General features: G+C 56.4%; 16 protein-coding genes. 9 read left to right on the top strand and 7 right to left on the bottom strand.

The features are described from left to right. Positions 1-86: 86 nt before the first annotated feature. Genes HOY33_RS06415 through HOY33_RS06395 form a run of 5 tightly spaced genes read right to left on the bottom strand, consistent with a single transcriptional unit; the run spans position 87 to position 5,185 of the window. Positions 87-1,178: an ABC transporter ATP-binding protein gene (locus HOY33_RS06415; protein ID WP_172289368.1), complete on the bottom strand. Its 1,092-nt coding sequence runs from the start codon at positions 1,176-1,178 to the stop codon at positions 87-89. Positions 1,179-1,208: 30 nt separating this feature from the next. Beyond that, positions 1,209-2,033 (bottom strand): carbohydrate ABC transporter permease, encoded by an 825-nt coding sequence (locus HOY33_RS06410; RefSeq protein WP_172289367.1) that lies wholly within the window; start codon positions 2,031-2,033, stop codon positions 1,209-1,211. Between the two features lie 10 nt (positions 2,034-2,043). After that, positions 2,044-2,919: a carbohydrate ABC transporter permease gene (locus HOY33_RS06405; protein WP_172289366.1), complete on the bottom strand. Its 876-nt coding sequence runs from the start codon at positions 2,917-2,919 to the stop codon at positions 2,044-2,046. A 9-nt stretch (positions 2,920-2,928) separates the two neighbouring features. Next, positions 2,929-4,218 (bottom strand): extracellular solute-binding protein, encoded by a 1,290-nt coding sequence (locus HOY33_RS06400; protein ID WP_172289365.1) that lies wholly within the window; start codon positions 4,216-4,218, stop codon positions 2,929-2,931. A 13-nt stretch (positions 4,219-4,231) separates the two neighbouring features. Then, a complete protein-coding gene (locus HOY33_RS06395) occupies positions 4,232-5,185 on the bottom strand; it encodes an aminoimidazole riboside kinase (protein ID WP_172289364.1) in 954 nt (317 codons plus the stop codon). Positions 5,186-5,437: 252 nt separating this feature from the next. Here HOY33_RS06395 and HOY33_RS06390 point away from each other — a divergent pair, with 252 nt between their 5' ends. Together HOY33_RS06390 and HOY33_RS06385 are read left to right on the top strand one after the other, a co-directional pair. Beyond that, positions 5,438-6,682: an oligosaccharide MFS transporter gene (locus HOY33_RS06390; protein ID WP_172289363.1), complete on the top strand. Its 1,245-nt coding sequence runs from the start codon at positions 5,438-5,440 to the stop codon at positions 6,680-6,682. 6 nt (positions 6,683-6,688) lie between these two features. Continuing rightward, on the top strand, positions 6,689-8,140 hold the full coding sequence (locus HOY33_RS06385) for a glycoside hydrolase family 32 protein (protein WP_172289362.1): 1,452 nt from the start codon (positions 6,689-6,691) through the stop codon (positions 8,138-8,140). A gap of 278 nt (positions 8,141-8,418) precedes the next feature. Here HOY33_RS06385 and HOY33_RS06380 read toward each other — a convergent pair whose 3' ends face one another. Beyond that, positions 8,419-9,270 (bottom strand): hypothetical protein, encoded by an 852-nt coding sequence (locus HOY33_RS06380; protein WP_172289361.1) that lies wholly within the window; start codon positions 9,268-9,270, stop codon positions 8,419-8,421. A 234-nt stretch (positions 9,271-9,504) separates the two neighbouring features. Here HOY33_RS06380 and sapA point away from each other — a divergent pair, with 234 nt between their 5' ends. From sapA to HOY33_RS06345, 7 genes are all read left to right on the top strand, one after another. Further along, positions 9,505-11,166: an ABC transporter substrate-binding protein SapA gene (gene sapA, locus HOY33_RS06375; RefSeq protein WP_172289360.1), complete on the top strand. Its 1,662-nt coding sequence runs from the start codon at positions 9,505-9,507 to the stop codon at positions 11,164-11,166. Next, on the top strand, positions 11,163-12,128 hold the full coding sequence (gene sapB, locus HOY33_RS06370; protein ID WP_172289359.1) for a putrescine export ABC transporter permease SapB: 966 nt from the start codon (positions 11,163-11,165) through the stop codon (positions 12,126-12,128). Before sapA ends, sapB begins: the two co-directional genes overlap by 4 nt. Beyond that, positions 12,115-13,005 carry a putrescine export ABC transporter permease SapC gene (sapC, locus tag HOY33_RS06365; protein WP_172289358.1) on the top strand — a complete coding sequence of 297 codons (891 nt, stop codon included), beginning with the start codon at positions 12,115-12,117 and terminating at the stop codon, positions 13,003-13,005. Before sapB ends, sapC begins: the two co-directional genes overlap by 14 nt. A 15-nt stretch (positions 13,006-13,020) precedes the next feature. Further along, positions 13,021-14,013 (top strand): putrescine export ABC transporter ATP-binding protein SapD, encoded by a 993-nt coding sequence (sapD, locus tag HOY33_RS06360; protein ID WP_172289357.1) that lies wholly within the window; start codon positions 13,021-13,023, stop codon positions 14,011-14,013. Continuing rightward, positions 14,013-14,831, top strand: a complete 819-nt coding sequence (gene sapF / locus HOY33_RS06355) for a putrescine export ABC transporter ATP-binding protein SapF (protein ID WP_172289356.1) — start codon at positions 14,013-14,015, stop codon at positions 14,829-14,831. The genes sapD and sapF overlap by 1 nt, the downstream gene beginning before the upstream one ends. Positions 14,832-14,977: 146 nt before the next feature. Then, complete coding sequence (gene fabI, locus HOY33_RS06350) at positions 14,978-15,763, top strand: enoyl-ACP reductase FabI (protein WP_172289355.1); 786 nt, start codon at positions 14,978-14,980, stop codon at positions 15,761-15,763. A 310-nt stretch (positions 15,764-16,073) separates the two neighbouring features. Next, the gene (locus HOY33_RS06345) at positions 16,074-16,823 is read left to right on the top strand and encodes a GntR family transcriptional regulator (protein WP_172289354.1); all 750 of its coding nucleotides are present in this window, start codon (positions 16,074-16,076) and stop codon (positions 16,821-16,823) included. A 12-nt stretch (positions 16,824-16,835) separates the two neighbouring features. On the opposite strand, the gene HOY33_RS06340 is transcribed toward HOY33_RS06345, so the two are convergent. After that, positions 16,836-18,161: a 6-phospho-alpha-glucosidase gene (locus HOY33_RS06340; RefSeq protein ID WP_172289353.1), complete on the bottom strand. Its 1,326-nt coding sequence runs from the start codon at positions 18,159-18,161 to the stop codon at positions 16,836-16,838. Between the last annotated feature and the right edge of the window lie 16 nt (positions 18,162-18,177).

The following is an 18,177-nucleotide window of genomic DNA, read 5'->3' as shown; positions in this document are numbered from 1 at the left end:
AAAAACCAACTTTCGGATCGGCGGGAGAACGTGAAGGAGCGTCAACCGCCTATCAAGCCCTGGTCAGGACGCGATAGGCAGAAGAATCAACGGTGCAGCGGCAGGCTGTTGCCCAGATGATCAAACAGATAGCAGTCGGCGGAGGAGAAACAGAAATCAGCCTGGCGGTACTTTTCAGGCAACTGCGAGGATTTCACTTCACAGACAATTTCTTGCTGGTCGGTCGTGCGCGCATGCACATAGCTGGTTCCCCCCAGCATCTCAATGGCGGTTACGGTGACCGGCAGGACACACTCCCGGCTGCCGTCAACGGCAATATGCTCAGGCCGGATCCCCAGCGTGGCAAACGGCAGGTCGTGCGGCAGCGGTGTTTGGGTTTGCAGCGTCAACGTTTGTCCGTCAAGGGTTTGCAGCCAGACCCGAACTCCATCGCGCCGCAGCAGCTTCAAGGGGATAAAATTCATCTTCGGCGAACCAATAAAGCCGGCGACAAACTGATTGAGCGGATGATGGTACAGATCCAACGGCGTACCGATCTGTTCTACCCGCCCGGCGCGCAATACCGCAATGCGATCGGCCATGGTCATCGCCTCAACCTGATCGTGCGTCACGTATATCATGGTGCTTTTCAGCTGTTCATGCAGGCTGGCGATCTCCAGACGCATCTGTACGCGCAGTTCCGCATCCAGATTAGACAGCGGCTCATCAAACAGGAACACCTGCGGGCTACGGACAATCGCCCGACCGATAGCCACCCGCTGGCGTTGACCGCCGGACAGCTGTTTCGGTTTACGATCGAGCAGCGTTTCCAACTGCAATATCTGCGCGGCATTATCCACCTTGCGCACGATGTCCGCTTTGCTGACGCCGGCCACCTTAAGGGCGACGCTCATATTTTCGCGCACCGTCATGTGCGGATAAAGCGCGTAGGATTGAAACACCATCGCGATACCGCGTTCGGACGGCGACAGCCGGTTTACCCGCCGCCCATCAATGCAGATATCACCGCCGCCGATGCTCTCCAGCCCGGCAATCAGCCGCAGTAGCGTGGATTTACCACAGCCGGAAGGGCCGACGAAGACCATAAACTCGCCATCATGGATCTCCATACTGATGTCGTGCAAAACAGGCGTGTTATCAAATGATTTATGTACATTTTTCAGGATCAGACTAGACATGGCGCATCCTTAATACGTGTCCCCGCAGGGTCACCCTTTCACCGCCGAACCGGTAATGCTGGCAATAAAGTGCCGCTGTACCAGCAGGAAAAATAGCATCACCGGCAGCGCCATCATCACCGCGAAGGCCATGATATTGCCCCAGTAAAGCTGGTTGCTGCCGAAATAAGCGGACATCGCCACCGACAGCGGACGGACTTCCGGGCCGCGCGTTACCATGATCGGCCATAGATAACTGTTCCAACTGCCGAGAAACTGTAACGTGGCCACCGTGACAAACACCGGCTTTGACAACGGCAGACCAACATTGAGCCAGGTGCGAAACAGGCTGAAACCGTCCACGCGCGCGGCGTCGATGAGATCGCGCGGAATGCGGCTGAAGAACTGATAAAACAGAAAGATAAAGAAGGCGTTCGCCACGCAGGGAATAATCTGCACCAGATAGGTATCCAGTATCCCCACCCGACTGACGATGAACAGTTGCGACAATACCAGCGTCTCGCCTGGAATAGCCAGCAAGGCAACGATCAGCGCCAGCAGCGCCGCCCGATGTTTCCCCTGCCCCCAGGCCAGTGAAAAGGCGGCGGCGGAGTTAATCAATAGGGACAGCGTCAGCGTTACGGCGGTGATCAGCGCCGTGTTGAAAATATAGCGGCCGAACGGATGGTTGGTATCGGCCAGAATGGCCGCATAGTTGTCCAGAGAAAAATGCCGCGGGATAAAGGCTCGCCCCCCCCCCATACTGCGCAGGATATCCGTATTATCCGGGTTCAGACTAAGGGTCACCATCATCATCAGCGGCACCGCGATCGTCAGCGCCAGCACGCTGATTAACAGGTATTTGATTAGTTGCATACGGTCACCGTTATTTTTCGCTCATCAGTTTTTTCTGCGCTAGGCCGAGCAGCAGCACCGCACAGAAGAACACTACCGACACGGCGGAAGCGAAGCCAATGCGCTGTGCCGAGAATCCGTTGCTGAACATGTACTGAATAATGGTGGTGGTCGCGCCGTTCGGCCCGCCGCCGGTCAGAATGTTCACCTGTGTAAACAGGCTGAATGCGCCGATTGTGGTGATGATCACCGCAAAAATATGCGTATTGCGCAGGCCGGGAAAAGTGATATAGCGGAACTGTTGCCAACGGCCGAAGCCGTCAATGACCGCCACCTCGTACAGCGTTTTCGGGATTTCCTGCAATCCGGCCAGATAAATCAGCATCTGGAACGGGAACGACGCCCAAATAGACAGCGCGATAATGGCATACAGCGCATAGCGCGGATCGCCAAGCCAGTCTTTCACCTGTTGCGCGCCGGTGAGAGCGGCCCACAGGCCGTTGAACAGCCCATCCGGGGTTTGCAGCATCACCGACCAGATCGCGGCAATCACCGTCATCGGGATCAGCAGCGGCATGATTATAATGCTGCGAAACAGCGCCATAGCGCGCAATTTGCTGTTAAGCAGCATGGCCGCCCCCAGCGATAGCGCCAGTTGCAGCGGTATCACTATCGCCGCGAAGCGCAGAGTATTGCCGACCGCCTGCCAAAACTCGGGGTCGGTAAAAATGCGCCGGTAGTTGGTCAGGCCAACCCATGCGGTAGGTATCGGCCGAGGCATCAGCCGTTCATTGGTAAATGAAAAGGCAATCGAACACATAAACGGGATCACCACAAACGCCGTCAGCAAAACCACGGCGGGAAGCAGCATGGCATATTCCGGAACGCGATATCGTAGTTTGCGCATAGTGTGATCTCATTCAGCGGAGGAAGGCAGGGGAACCCCGTTAAACGGTGGATACCCCATGTTGTCGTCAATATCCCGATCGATGGCGGCGGCCGCCCGCTTGAGCGCCGTCGCGCTATCCGCGCCCTGCAAGCTGTTTTTCAACGCTTTGCCAAATTCGCCGGAGATCACCGGGTATGCCGGATGAACCGGCCGTACCAGCGCAATATGGCTGGCCTGCTGCGTCAATAGGCTGAGCGCGCCGCCGGGGGCATAGGCCGGCATCAGCGCAATTGCCGCCCGCCGCGCCGGAACATAGCCGGTAAAGTCGCAGTAGGTCTTTATCTGCCGGGCGGAAAACAGGTAATTCAGAAACTGGCTCACCTCCTGCCGTTTGGTGGTCGAAACGGGCACCGCCCAACCCCAACTGCCGTTCGGCGCATAAGCCTGACGCCCGAAGCGCGGCGCCGGGATCAGCACCAGATCGTCCCCCAGCGCCTGATGGTAGGTTTCCCACATCCAGTTGCCGACCCAGGACAGCGCGGCGCTTCGGTCGCCAAAGAAACGGTTGTCGCCCGCCGTGGCGGGCACCAGCCAACGCTGATGCTGCCAATGTTTCAGCTTCTCGACGGCGGCGACGGTCGCCGGGCCATCCAGAGTGCCGCTCGCCCGCCAGCGCCGTTGGTCGATCAGATCGCCACCGGCAGAACGGATAAACGGGTAATAGCCGTAGGTCAACCATTCGCCGCTGTAGTTGAGCTTGAAATCCAGCGGCCATTTCACTTCGGGCAGGGCCGCCAGCTTCGCCAGCACCGCGCTGAATTGCGCATAGTCCCAGGCGTCTTCAAGCCGGGTCGGGATGGGGATGCCCGCCGCCTCAAGGTAACGTTTATTCCCCCACAGCACCACCGACGAGTCTCCCTGGCTCAGCATGTAAACGTGTTTATCCGGGCTATAGGTGCCCTGCGCGATTACCCCATCGAGAAAATCATGCAACACCTCAGGCGCAATAAACGGATCCAGCGGCTGTAGCATGCCGGACCAGATATAGCTCGCCATATTCGGGCCATCTATCATCACCAGATCCGGCAGATCGTTGGACATCCATGCCGCCTGCAACGCATCGTTGTAACCGGGTATCGGTTTGATCTTTATCGAGATCCCCTGCGCGGCATAACGTTGGTTAAAGCCCTGTTCGAGCTGGGCGAAATAGGGGCGCTCCGGCGCGCCGTCAATCACCCAGGCCGTTATCTGCGCGGCGATACCGGACACCGGCGCCGCCAGACAGAGCGCCATCGCCATATGAATGAAAATATTCATCGCCCCCTCCTGCTCAACAGTGCGGCGACATCTCCATCACCGAGAGATAGTCGGCCAACGCCTCACGGTGCGGCAGCGCCGTCATTGCGCCTTTCGAGGTGGTTGCCAGTGCGCCACAGGCCTGCGCCTGCGCCATCATGGCCGGCAGCGCATCGCTGTCGCGCCAGTTGTCGCCCAACCCGCTCAACCCAGCCAGCAGACCGGCCATAAATGCATCACCGGCCCCCGTGGTATCCACCGCCCGAATCGCCTGCGCCGCATAGAAAGACATACTCCCGGGTTTACCGGCCCAAGCGCCTGCCTTGCCTTGCGTAACCACCAATAGCGCCGGATTGATATCGGCGCTCAGCGCGTCGATGGCGCGGGTGATGTCGTCCATCCCCGTCAGTTGCTTCAGTTCGTCGTCGGACAGCTTCACCACGTCAGCCTGCGCCAGCGCCTGTTGCACACAGCTCAGCATCATCGTGCGGTCAGGCCACAGATCGTCGCGCAGATTGGCATCGAAACTTAACCAGCCGCCGGCTCGCCGGACTTCCCTGATCGCCTGTAGCGTGGTGGAACGCGACGGCTCCGCCGCCAGCGCAATAGAACAGCAGTGCAGCCATTCTCCGGCGGAAAACGGCGGCAGGTCGCCGGTTTCGAGGAACAAATCCGCGCTGGGCCGAACCATGAAAGTGAACTGTCGCTCACCGTCATCATTGAGGCTCACCAGCACAACGGAGGTTCGATGCCGCGTGTCGTAATGCAGGAACGCGGTATCGACCCGTTCCTGTTGCAGAACCTGTTGCAAACGGTGGCCGAACGGTTCATCCCCCACCCGGCCGATAAACGCGCTGTTCCCGTTCAGTCGGGCGATCCCCACCGCCACGTTGGCGGGCGCGCCGCCTGGACAAGGCAGCAGGCGCTGCATCTCATCAGTAAACAAATCGATGACCGCATCGCCCAACACCCAGACTTTATTCGCCATAGTTACCTCAGCAACATCTTGATTATCAAAAAGATAGAACACCGTTTCGTTGCGTGCCCTCACGCAGGATCCGGCGGTAGCCCGTTTCAATCGGGCTGGAAAGCGTCTGAACGGAATGTATCGGGTTGCGGATAAAAATAAAATGTTAACGTTAACTTTCATGATTAACATCACATATCCGTTATTAACCATTTTGGTTTATTCTAAGTTAACGTTAACAATTGCGTTATCGACCTGTCAGGAGTTCTCACCATGAACGCTGAAACCAGAAAAACGTATTTGTTGTTAAGTAGCTTATTTTTCTTCTTTTTCTTTACCTGGTCATCCACTTGCTCCCTGCTGTCCATTTGGCTTAATCAGTATGTCAATCTGAAAGCGACCGATACCGGCATTATCTTTGCCGCCATCTCATTGGTGTCATTCTGTTCGCAGCCGCTGTACGGATACATTCAGGACAAGCTGGGGCTGGGCAAACATCAGCTATGGGTGATTGCCGCTCTGCTGGTGAGCAGCGGCCCGTTTTTTATGGGGTTCGCGGACATTCTGCGCTTCAACATCTATCTCGGCGGTATCGTCGGCGGGCTATACATCGGCGCCACGTTCAACGGCGGCATCGGTCTGCTGGAAGCCTATATCGAGCGATTCTGCCGGATGAAAAGCATTGAGTACGGCCGGGCCAGAATGTGGGGCTCGCTGGGCTGGGCGGTGGCTACGTTCTTCGCCGGCATCAATTTCAATATCAATCCCTGGTACAACTTTGCGCTGGCGTCCGTGTCCGGCGGGCTGTTTCTGCTTAGTCTGAGCCTGCTGCGCATCGCCAAAGATAATGCCATGAGCCAACTTCAGTTCGGCAACCCGGCCAATATCACGCTGGCCGACGCGCTGGGTTTGCTGCGTCTGCAACGCTTCTGGGCGCTGGTCATCTTTGTCATCGGCACCTGCGTTTATGGCGTGTATGATCAGCAGTTCCCGATCTATTTCTCCTCACAGTTTCCCGATCTTCATTCAGGCAATACCATGTATGGCTACCTGAATTCGCTACAGGTTTTCCTTGAGGCCGGCGGCATGTTCCTCGCGCCGTTTCTGGTTAACCGCATCGGCGCCAAAAATGGCCTGTTGCTGGCGAGCGCAGTCATGGCGCTGCGCGTCATTGGTTCCGGTCTGGTCAGCGGCGTGTATCTGATCTCGATGATGAAATTACTGCATGCCATTGAGTTACCGATTCTTTTAATTTCTCTGTTTAAATATAACAGCCTGAATTTTGATAAGCGGTTGTCGTCAACCATTTATCTGGTGGGCTTTACCTGCATCAGTTCCGTCGTCAGCAGCCTGTTGTCTCCACTCGCGGGTTACGGTTATGAACTGTTGGGCTTCGCCCAGACCTACCTGTTCATGGGGAGCATCGTTCTGGTCACCACGCTGATTTCCTGCGTTCTACTGGAGCCGGATAAATCCGTTCGTCCTCCCCTTTCCTTTACTCTGCGCACAATAAAGTGAGTTGTTATGAATGAATTACTCGATAAAGCGAATAGTCACATTGCCGCCACCCGGCCGTTGATGAATATGCAATGGTATCCAACCTGGCATCTGGCGCCCGCCGTTGGCTGGATGAACGATCCAAACGGACTGATCTGGTTCGGGGGGATGTGGCACGCGTTTTACCAACATCATCCCTATGACGCCACCTGGGGGCCGATGCACTGGGGCCATGCGCGCAGTTCCGACCTTATTCACTGGGAACATCTGCCGGTAGCGCTGGCGCCCGTTGGCGACGCGGATAAAGACGGCTGTTTTTCCGGTTCGGCGGTGGATAACGATGGTGAACTATCGCTGATCTATACCGGCCATGTTCACGACGGCGACCGCGCCAGCGATAAAGGGCTGCGTCAGGTTCAATGTCTGGCCACCAGCCGCGACGGGGTGAACTTCACCGCACAGGGAAAAATCCTCGATGCGCCGGATGGCATTCAGCATTTTCGCGATCCGAAAGTCTGGAAAATGGACGATTACTGGTACATGGTGGTCGGGCTGCGCGTTGCAGACCGCGGCGAAGTCCGGCTGTGGCGCTCCGACGACCTTCACAACTGGCAGCCGCAAGGCGTGCTGGCGCGCTCTGCGCCCGGCGAAAGCTACATGTGGGAATGTCCTGACTTCTTCCCGCTGGGGGATAAATGGGTGCTGATGTTCTCGCCGCAGGGAATGAAAGCCGATGGATACCACAACCGTAATCTGTTCCAGAGCGGCTATCTGGTCGGGACATGGCAACCCGGCGGCGAGTTTGTTATTGAAACGCCGTTTATCGAGATCGATGCCGGTCACGATTTCTATGCGCCGCAAACGCTATCGGGGCCGGACGGGCGACGCCTTATGCTGGGGTGGCTGGACATGTGGGAGTCGCCGATGCCGGAAAAAGACCATCTGTGGGCCGGTATGCTGTCAATGCCGCGCGAACTGACGCTGAAACCGGACAATACGCTGCGCGTCGTCCCGGCGGCAGAAGTGGACGCCAGTTGCCGCGAGCCGCATCGCCAGCAGGATATCGAGCTGAAAAACGCCAGCATGCCGCTGATGCAGGATTGCGAGGCGCATTACGTGACGTTGGACATCGATCTGCGGGCCAGCGATGCCGAGAAGTATGGTTTGTCGCTCGGCGGCCAGGAAAATATCGAACAAGGGCTGTTTATCTATGTCGATAATCAGTCGCAGCGTGTGGTGCTGGAACGCCGTTATCCACAGTATGGCATCAGCGGCTATCGCAGCGTACCGGTGACGTCGCTCGATACCCTGCAACTGCGCGTCTTTTTCGATCGCTCTTCGGTTGAAATCTTCGTTAATGACGGTGAAAGCTGTCTGAGTAGCCGCATCTACCCGCTGGAACGGCAACGCATGCTACAACTGTTTGCGCAAAACGGGGGCGCGCGTTTCAAGCGCGTCAGCAACGGGGCCATTGGGTGACGCCCTTCCCCTGCGGATGAAGACCTGGCCCGCGACGCCATAGCGGTCGGATCGACTGAAAAAAAAAGCCAGCACGGAGGCTGGCTAAAATAATACTGGAAGCAATGTGAGCAATGTCGTGCTCTTCTTTAGTGCCTGCGAAGCGGCAACTACTGAAGCGCGGAATTGATGGTAATAGTTATCACTATCATTTGTAAAGCACTTTGTTGAGAATTTTTCTCATTTCCATACTGATTATAGGGTTCCTCACCAATCGGCTCGACGCTTTTATCGCGCTTTCAGTGCTTTTTCAACGTCAGCCGGGCATACTTTTGCACAAAATCCTCCCAGTGGTCGGCCAGCAGACTTAAGTGCTGCAATTCGCTGTCCAGCGTGTGCGCGCAACAATCGCTGTTTCTCAGCATCATTTCAAATTGGTCGAGCATATCCACCGCGCTGCACGCGCTGTCGGCAATGGATAACGCCTGGGACATTTCGCGCTGTGAGTGATATCTGCCCTGTTTCATCGCGTCAATATCGCCCCGCACCCTTGCAGCATGGTCTTCATCGCCCAGACTGGAAGCCAGCAAAAACTCCGCATTGGCCGCCCCCAGACGGATGCCATCCCGCCGCGACACCAGTTCGCCGATATAGTTGTCGATTATTGATGCGGCCTGAGGCTGATACGCTTCGGGGATAAACGTCATCTTGATAAAAGAGAGCATCTCTTTTTTCATCGCGATATCAAACGCCTCCATCATCGCCGTCTTGTCGTCATTTAGCGGGCCGGAAAAGGCATCATATAAGGCATTGGCAAGTTTGGTGGCCGAACCCCGGGTTCTTTCAATGGCGATAATAAAAAAAGCGGCGGCGAGATCGTCAACACGATCCAACGGCGTCGCGGGCGAGGCCTCCGCCAACTGCCTTAACTTCTCTTTTTCTTCTTCGCTTAGCGCCGGCAGCAGGTTTGGCGGCTGCCTGGCGGTGTCGCTTTCGGTGCACGCCACGCTGTCATCGGAAAACGGAATGGACTCGAATGTCGCAACGGCGGCGTCCGCGCTTAAATCAGCCGGGTTATTGGCGACATCTTCCGTTTCCGTCTCATGTGAAAATTCGAGGCTAAGGGGGCAAGGAGGCTTGATAGCGTCCATCCTGAATGGCTCCATTGTTCAGACAAAGTTTTTAGGTATAACGGCATCATCGCTGCATAACTTAGCCGATCATCCGTAATTCTCGTCATGGAATGACCCCAACGTGATCCAAGACAAACATTCGCTATAAATAATACCATCGGTTGGAAAGTCGCCATCCGCACACAACGGAGTGGGGAGGATTGCCAGAGTGCGGTACACTCTGTGTATTACGTCTTGACAGAAAACTCCCGTATGTCTGGAAAAACTTATTTCGCACTGGCATTGCTGTGGCTGGCTGCGCCCGCGCCGGCGGCCTCAACCCCCGCGCCGTCGGAGGATATCCGCCAAAGCGGCTTTGTCTATTGCGTTAACGATGTGCTGAATACGTTTAATCCGCAAATGGCGCGCAGCGGCGTTACGATTGATACGCTGGCCGCCCAGCTTTACGATCGCCTGCTGGATGTGGACCCCTATACATATCGCCTGATGCCGGAGCTGGCCCAGCGATGGGAAGTGCTGGATAACGGATCGACCTATCGCTTTTATCTGCGACGCGACGTTCCTTTTCAAACCACCGCCTGGTTCGCCCCTACCCGTAAAATGAACGCGGACGATGTGCTGTTCAGCTTTCAACGCATGTTGGATCAAAAACACCCGTATCATGATGTCAACGGCGGTGAATATCCCTATTTCGACAGTCTGCAATTTGCCGATTCGGTACAAAGCATTCGCAAATTGGGCGAGTACAGCGTTGAAATCCGGCTAAACAGCCCGGATGCCTCTTTCCTGTGGCATCTGGCGACACACTATGCGCCGATCTTGTCTGCCGAATATGCGCAGGCGCTGTCTGAACATGACAAGCAAGAATTACTGGATCGCGAACCGGTCGGCACCGGCCCCTATATGCTGAATGAATACCGCAACGGGCAATATATTCGCCTGACGCGCAACGACCTCTATTGGCGCGGTTTGCCGCGCATGCCGCAGGTGGTGGTCGATCTTGGCTCCGGCGGCACCGGCCGGTTGTCCAAATTACTGACCGGCGAATGCGACGTGCTTGCCTACCCCGCCGTCAGCCAGCTCGCTATTTTACGTAACGATCCGCGCTTACGCCTGTCATTACGCCCCGGGATGAACGTCGCCTATCTGGCATTTAACGTGCGTAAACCGCCGCTGGACGATCGCCGCATTCGTGAAGCCATCGCGTTGGCGATCAACAATGACCGCTTGATGCAGTCAATTTATTACGGCACGGCTGAAACCGCCGCATCGATCTTACCGCGCGCCTCCTGGGCGTATGACAATGACGCGCAGATAACCGAATACAATCCGCAGAAATCCCGCCAACTGTTGCAGGAGCTGGGCATAACTAATCTCAGCCTGCGTCTGTGGGTGCCCAGCGCGTCGCAATCCTACAACCCCAGCCCGCTGAAAACCGCGGAGCTGATACAGGCCGATCTGGCTCAGGTGGGCGTACAGGTCACCATTGTGCCGGTTGAAGGACGTTTTCAGGAAGCGCGGCTGATGGAACTCAGCCACGATTTGACGTTGGCCGGCTGGACGACCGACAGTAACGACCCTGACAGTTTTTTTCGCCCGTTATTGAGTTGCGCCGCCATTCGCTCCCAAACTAACTATGCTCATTGGTGTGATCCTACTTTTGATGAGGTATTGCAAAACGCGCTGTCTTCCCAGCAGTTGGCGAAACGGATTGAATATTACCAACAGGCGCAGAAGATTCTGGCCGAACAGCTACCGGTTTTGCCGCTGGCCTCATCCTTGCGTCTGCTCGCTTACCGTTACGATATGAAAGGGATCGTGCTCAGCCCGTTCGGCAACGCCTCGTTCGCCGGCGTTTTTCGGGAGAATGGCCGCGCTCATCAGCAAAGCGCCGCGGGAGGAGAAAAACCGTGATTATCTTTACCCTGCGCCGCCTGTTATTGTTGCTGGTGACGCTGTTCCTGCTGACGCTGGTTGGTTTCAGTCTGAGCTATTACACGCCGCACGCTCCGCTCAGCGGCGCCGCCCTGTTTGACGCCTATCGCTTTTACCTTATCGGCCTGTTGCAGGGTGACTTCGGCCGCTCCAGCATCAACGGTCAGGCCATCCTTGTGCAGCTAAAAGAAGTTTTTCCCGCCACCATCGAACTGTGTCTGCTGGCTTTTATTCTCTCTTTGCTGGTGGGGATCCCGCTGGGGATTACCGCCGGCGTGATGCAAAACAAAGGGCCGGACATTGTTATCAGTACGCTGGCGCTCATCGGTTTTTCGCTGCCCGTATTCTGGCTGGCGCTGCTGCTCACGCTGTTTTTCTCCCTGCACCTCGGCTGGCTGCCGGTATCCGGGCGCTTCGACCTGCTCTATCAGGTAAAAACCGTAACCGGCTTTGCGCTGATTGACGCCTGGCTGTCCGATTCGCCTTATCGTAATGAGATGATCGTCAGCGCCATTCGGCACCTGATCCTTCCTGTTACCGTACTGGCTGTGGGGCCGACGACAGAGGTGATACGGCTGATGCGGATCAGCACCACCGAGGTTATCGGCAAAAGTTATATTAAAGCGGCGGCGACGCGCGGTTTATCGCGCCTAACGATTATTCGCCGCCACGTGCTGCATAATGCGCTGCCGCCAATCATGCCGAAGCTGGGATTGCAGTTTTCCACTATGCTGACGCTCACGATGATTACCGAAGTGGTGTTCAACTGGCCGGGGCTGGGGCGCTGGCTGGTCAACGCGATTCGCCAGCAGGATTATGCGGCGATCTCCGCAGGCGTCATCGTCGTCGGCGCAATGGTCATCACGGTTAATGTGCTGTCCGATGTATGGGGCGCAATGACAAATCCGTTGAAACATAAGGAATCTTATGCCCTTCGATAACGTTTACAGCGAAAAACGGATCCCCAGCCGTCTGGGCGATACCTGGCGGGTATTCCATCAGGATACGCTGGCGATGATCGGCTTCTACGGTTTTCTGTTGTTGCTCGGCCTGTGCCTGTTCGGCAAACTGTTGGCGCCTTACGACGTTAGCCAGCAATTCCTCGGCTACCAGATGCTGCCGCCGTCCTGGTCGCACTACGGTGAAGTCTCGTTCTTCCTCGGCACCGACGATCTGGGGCGCGATCTGTTGAGCCGGCTACTGAGCGGCGCCGCCCCTACCGTGGGAGCGGCATTGCTCGTCACCCATGCGGCGGCGCTGTGCGGCGTCATTCTGGGCGTGTTTGCCGGCGTCACCCACGGGCTGCGCTCCGCCCTGCTTAACCATATTCTCGACACCCTGTTGTCCATTCCATCGCTGCTGCTGGCCATTGTGGTGATTGCCTTTATCGGCCCGAAACTGGAGCACGCCATGCTGGCAGTCTGGCTGGCGCTGTTACCCCGCATGGTGCGTACCCTCTATAGTACGGTGCATGATGAAATGGACAAAGAGTATGTCGTCGCCACCCGTCTCGATGGCGCGTCCATGCTGTATATTGTCTGGTATGTGGTGTTGCCGAATATCGCGGCGACGCTGGTGTCGGAATTCACCCGCGCCTTGTCCATCGCGATTCTCGACATTGCCGCACTCGGTTTTCTTGACCTTGGGGCGCAGTTGCCGACCACCGAATGGGGAGCCATGCTGGGTAATTCCTTAGAGCTGGTCTATGCCGCCCCCTGGACGGTGATGTTGCCCGGCGCGGCGATTGCCCTGAGCATTCTGATTGTTAACCTGCTCGGGGACGGCATTCGCCGCGCCCTGCTGGCAGAAACGGAATAATGGCGGAGACGACGTATGCCCTTGCTTGATATTCGTAATCTGACCATTGAATTTCTCACCGCGGACGGCGCGGTAAAAGCGGTCGACCGGGTGAGCATGACGCTGAACGAAGGGGAAATCCGCGGCCTGGTGGGCGAATCGGGATCGGGCAAGAGTCTGATTGCCAAAGCCATCTGCGGTATCACCAAAGATAACTGGCGGGTGACCGCCGATCGTTTTCGTTTTGATGACATTGACCTGTTGCAACTGACGCCGCGTGAACGGCGCAAACTGGTGGGACATAACGTCTCCATGATTTTTCAGGAGCCGCAGTCCTGCCTGGATCCCGCCGAAAAAATCGGCCGGCAATTGATACAAACTATCCCCGGCTGGACGTATAAAGGTCGCTGGTGGCAACGGTTCAACTGGCGAAAACGTCGGGCCGTCGAACTGCTGCACCGCGTCGGCATCAAAGATCATAAAAATATTATGGGCAGCCACCCCTATGAACTGACGGATGGAGAATGCCAGAAAGTGATGATCGCCATCGCGCTAGCAAACCAGCCGCGCCTGTTGATCGCCGATGAACCCACCAACGCAATGGAATCCACCACGCAGGCGCAGATTTTTCGCTTATTGGCGCGACTCAACCAGAACAACAACACCACCATCCTGCTTATCAGTCACGATCTGCAAACCATGAGCAAATGGGCCGATCGCATTAACGTGCTGTACTGCGGCCAGACGGTGGAAAGCGCCACCAGTGAAGATCTGATTACCGCGCCGCATCACCCTTATACCCAGGCGCTGATCCGGGCGATGCCGGACTTTGGCCGCTCGCTGCCGCACAAAAGCCGCTTGAATACCCTGCCGGGGGCGATCCCCTCGCTGGAGCATTTACCCGTCGGCTGCCGTCTGGGGCCGCGTTGTCCTTACTCACAGAAACAGTGTATGCAAACCCCGCAGTTGCTCTCGGTCAAGAACCATTGGTATGCCTGTCACTTTCCACTCAACATGGAGGGGTCCTGATGGTTGAAACATTACTTGAAGCCCGTAACCTGACCAAAACGTTCCGCTATCGCACCGGTCTGTTTCACCGTCAGCATGTTGAGGCCGTGAAGTCCGTCAGCTTTACCTTACGTGAACGTCAGACGTTGGCCATCATCGGCGAAAATGGTTCGGGGAAATCCACGCTGGCGAAAATGCTGGCCGGCATGATAGCCCCGACCTCCGGCGAACTGCTCATCGACGATCATCCGTTGCACTACGGTGATTATCGCTATCGCAGCCAGCGTATCCGTATGATTTTTCAGGATGCCGGCAATGCGCTGAATCCGCGGCAGCGCATCGGCCAGTTGCTGGATGTCCCGCTGCGGTTGAATACCGATCTCAGCGCCGAAGCGCGCGAAAAGGCGATAAATCTGACGCTGCAACAGGTGGGGCTGCGGCCGGATCACGCTTACTATTACCCCCACGCGCTGGCTCCCGGCCAGAAACAGCGCGTCGGGCTGGCGCGGGCGCTGATCCTGCAACCTAAAGTCATCGTCGCGGATGAAGTGCTGGCGTCGCTGGATATGTCTATGCGATCACAGATTATTAATCTGATGCTGGAACTCCAGGAAAAGCACGGTATCTCTTATATTTATGTCACCCAGCATCTGGGCATGATGAAACACGTCAGCGATCAGATCCTGGTCATGCAGGCGGGCGAGGTGGTAGAACGCGGCAGCACGGCCGACGTGCTCTCTTCCCCGCTTCACGATCTGACCAAGCGCCTGATTGCCAGCCATTTCGGCGAGGCGCTGAGCGCCGATGCCTGGCGACGCGACGGGGGGGCGCAATGGTAACCGCGCCGCATTATCGGACATAAACACAGAGTATCGCTATCGGCTTCAGGCATGCTAGAATCGGCCGGTTTATTCATCCCGCTCATCATTAACGACTTATTTCAACATTGATGAGCGCAGCAACAATGATCACAAGGATTACTGCTATGGGTTTTCTTACCGGCAAGCGCATTCTGGTAACTGGTGTTGCCAGTAACCGTTCCATTGCATTCGGTATCGCACAGGCGATGCACCGCGAAGGCGCCGAACTGGCGTTCACCTATCAGAACGATAAACTGAAATCTCGCGTTGAAGGCTTTGCCAGCGAATTGGGTTCCAGCATTGTTCTGCCGTGTGATGTCGCTGAAGATGCAAGTATTGAAGCGCTGTTTGTCGAACTGGCCAACGTCTGGCCTAACTTTGATGGTTTCGTTCACTCCATCGCTTACGCGCCGGCCGACCAGCTTGACGGCGACTATGTCGACGCCGTCACCCGTGAAGGTTTCAGCGTCTCCCATGACATCAGCTCTTATAGCTTCGTGGCGATGGCGAAAGCCTGCCGTAAAATGCTGAACCCGAATTCCGCGCTGGTTACCCTGTCCTATCTGGGCGCAGAGCGCGCTATCCCGAACTATAACGTGATGGGCCTGGCCAAAGCCTCTCTGGAAGCGAACGTGCGTTATATGGCGAATGCCATGGGTGCGCAAGGCGTGCGTGTTAACGCCATATCCGCCGGCCCGATCCGTACGCTGGCCGCGTCAGGCATTAAAAACTTCAAGAAAATGCTGGCTCACTGTGAAGCCGTAACGCCAATCCGCCGCGTCGTCACCATCGAAGACGTCGGTAACTCTGCGGCCTTCCTGTGCTCTGATTTAGCAGCCGGCATCTCCGGTGAAGTTCTGCACGTCGACGGCGGTTTCAACATCGCCGCCATGGGCGATCTGGATAATTAAGGGTTTTGCCGGAAACGGCGCCTAAATTTGTCCGTCGGGTTAAAAAACACGCCATCACGGCGTGTGAGGTTGCTGACAAAGTCGTTTGTAAGCCCGAGATACCCGGGCCTACCGTACCGAGGGGCGCTCCGGCGGCTTACGCCGCTACGGCCCCTCGCCACGCTCTCCCTAATAACGAGCTTTGTCAACGGTCTGACACGCCATCACGGCGTGTTTTTTTATGCGCGCAGGGTCGCCGCCGCCTGCTTGTATAGATAACTGCCCGTCTATACTATAGACCGGACAGGCGAACCAACGGGAGAAAGATGAGATGATTGATAAGCATTCCTTTGTCCCTTTTTATCTGCAAATCGAGCAGATTCTGGGCCGCCAGATCCGTGAGAATGTGCTGAAGCCCGGCGATCCGCTGCCCACCGAGGCGGAAATGTGTCAGCAATATCAGGTTTCACGGATGACGGCGCGCAAAGCGGTGGATTATCTGGTCAGGCAGGGGTTGGTCGAGCGTTTTCGCGGCCGCGGCACCTTTGTCGCCCAGCCGGATACCCGCGTCAAGGTGCAGTTGCCGCTCGATCAACACCTGACGTCCAGCGAGGTCGCCAGCAGCGCCCAGCGTAAGATCGTCAATCATCTGCTGCACTTTTCCCGGCAGACGGCCAGTCCTGAGGTGGCCAGCGCGCTGCAACTGCCTGAATCCGCGCCGGTTCTGTATATGGTTCGCCTGCGCCTGATTGACGGCACGCCGTTTGTCTATGAACAATCGTGGATGAATCAGGCGCTGTTCCCCGATCTGCAAGAGCAGGATCTCAGCCAGTCCAAGTATGCTTACCTCAAATCAAAAGGCTATGACGCCGTCGGCAGCCGCAAGCAGATCTTTGCCGAACTTCCCGCGTCGGAAATACGGGAAGCGCTGGGGCTGGCGCGTGATGAACCGGTGCTGCGCGCCAGCGTGATCGCATTTTTCGCCAACGGCGTGCCATTCGAACTGTCGAATGTCTACTACAACCAGCGGCACTATACCTTTACGCTTGATGCGCCGCCGCGCCCGTTGCTGGCGCTATAACCTGTTTCGCGACTACTTCAGCGCCGGCCAATAGCCTTTGTTCGCTTCTATCAAGGCATCCAGCACCTTACGGGCCTTTTTGGCATCCACCACCAACCGATTGAGGGTCAGCGCCTGTAGCGCCTTGTGGTAAGAACCCTCAAACCAGGCTTCAACCGTCAGCCGTTCATAGGCGAACTGTTGTTCGATCATCCCCTTGTAAAAGGTGGGAATATTGCCGACGCCATAAGCCCGCGGCCCGTTGCTGCCTAACGTGGCGGCCACTTCCACCATCGCACTGTCATCCAGATTGTTTATCAGGCCATTGTTTTCCACGATCACCACAAATATACGATGCTGGTTGTAGGCGATAGACTCGGCGACTTCGACAATCATGTCGCCGTGCGCATCGTTATGCACCACGCTGGCGTCTTTTGTGGTGCCGGCTTTCACCGCGGCGCGGCAGGTTTCAAACACCCGCTTCTCTCTTCCGGCCATCACCTCGTTGGCGCGGGTAAAGTTCGGATCCAGCTTGCTGAGCTTATAGTCGGGATAGAGATAATATTGCAGATAGGTGTTCGGCAGAAAATCCGGGAAATCCCGCATCATGTCGGCAACCACCGCATAGGTATCCAGCCAGGAGCGATCCCGCTGTTCCGCGTCCGCCGGTTTAAATCCCTGGTTGAGGATAATCTCTTTTAACCGCGGCAGCAGATCCGTCCCTTCCCGGTCATACAGATGGGTAAACCAGCCGAAATGGTTCAGACCAAAATAGACCGGTTCGAACTCATTAGCCTCGCGTCCCAACAAACGAGCGTAAGAACGCAGCAAATTGACCGGCTGATCGCAGATATTGAGGATGCGCCGATCGTGGGGAAATTTTACCCGCAGCGCATCGGCGACGATCGCCGCCGGATTGGTGTAGTTCAGGATCCACGCATCGGGTGAACGACTACGCACGTTCTGCACCAGTTCAATCATGTCGCCGATAGAGCGCATCCCATAGGCAAAACCGCCCGGGCCGCAGGTTTCCTGTCCAATCACCCCCAGCGACAACGGAATTTTTTCATCCTTTTCCCGCATGTCATAACCGCCGGTGCGCATCTGGCAGAAAACGAAATCCACCTCCCGAAACGCTTCGTCCACATCGGTGGTATAGGAGAAATCGAGTTGCGGATATTCCTCACTGAACAGCAGTCGGGCAAAATCGCCAATCACCGCCTGCCGCCCGGCGTTGACGTCAAACATCACCACGCGCTTGAGCGGAAAGGTCGCCTGCCGTTTACATAATGCTTTCAACAAACCCGGCGTCCAGGTTGATCCGCCACCGACAATCACCATGCTGTACGTCTTCGTCATAGCCATTTCCTGTTTT

It is taken from the genome of Brenneria sp. hezel4-2-4 (assembly GCF_013155275.1).
In the GTDB taxonomy this organism is placed as follows: Bacteria; Pseudomonadota; Gammaproteobacteria; order Enterobacterales; family Enterobacteriaceae; genus Brenneria.
This window is presented reverse-complemented; position numbering and strand designations above follow the sequence as displayed.

What these genes read in the sequence shown, in the direction of transcription:
- HOY33_RS06380 (WP_172289361.1), bottom strand. Translation starts at nt 9,270, where the DNA reads ATGGACGCTATCAAGCCTCCTTGCCCCCTTAGCCTCGAATTTTCACAT.
- HOY33_RS06390 (WP_172289363.1), top strand. Translation starts at nt 5,438, where the DNA reads ATGAACGCTGAAACCAGAAAAACGTATTTGTTGTTAAGTAGCTTATTT.
- HOY33_RS06405 (WP_172289366.1), bottom strand. Translation starts at nt 2,919, where the DNA reads ATGCGCAAACTACGATATCGCGTTCCGGAATATGCCATGCTGCTTCCC.
- sapC (WP_172289358.1), top strand. Translation starts at nt 12,115, where the DNA reads ATGCCCTTCGATAACGTTTACAGCGAAAAACGGATCCCCAGCCGTCTG.
- sapD (WP_172289357.1), top strand. Translation starts at nt 13,021, where the DNA reads ATGCCCTTGCTTGATATTCGTAATCTGACCATTGAATTTCTCACCGCG.
- HOY33_RS06395 (WP_172289364.1), bottom strand. Translation starts at nt 5,185, where the DNA reads ATGGCGAATAAAGTCTGGGTGTTGGGCGATGCGGTCATCGATTTGTTT.
- fabI (WP_172289355.1), top strand. Translation starts at nt 14,978, where the DNA reads ATGGGTTTTCTTACCGGCAAGCGCATTCTGGTAACTGGTGTTGCCAGT.
- HOY33_RS06415 (WP_172289368.1), bottom strand. Translation starts at nt 1,178, where the DNA reads ATGTCTAGTCTGATCCTGAAAAATGTACATAAATCATTTGATAACACG.
- sapF (WP_172289356.1), top strand. Translation starts at nt 14,013, where the DNA reads ATGGTTGAAACATTACTTGAAGCCCGTAACCTGACCAAAACGTTCCGC.
- HOY33_RS06410 (WP_172289367.1), bottom strand. Translation starts at nt 2,033, where the DNA reads ATGCAACTAATCAAATACCTGTTAATCAGCGTGCTGGCGCTGACGATC.
- HOY33_RS06345 (WP_172289354.1), top strand. Translation starts at nt 16,074, where the DNA reads ATGATTGATAAGCATTCCTTTGTCCCTTTTTATCTGCAAATCGAGCAG.
- HOY33_RS06400 (WP_172289365.1), bottom strand. Translation starts at nt 4,218, where the DNA reads ATGAATATTTTCATTCATATGGCGATGGCGCTCTGTCTGGCGGCGCCG.
- HOY33_RS06340 (WP_172289353.1), bottom strand. Translation starts at nt 18,161, where the DNA reads ATGACGAAGACGTACAGCATGGTGATTGTCGGTGGCGGATCAACCTGG.
- HOY33_RS06385 (WP_172289362.1), top strand. Translation starts at nt 6,689, where the DNA reads ATGAATGAATTACTCGATAAAGCGAATAGTCACATTGCCGCCACCCGG.
- sapA (WP_172289360.1), top strand. Translation starts at nt 9,505, where the DNA reads ATGTCTGGAAAAACTTATTTCGCACTGGCATTGCTGTGGCTGGCTGCG.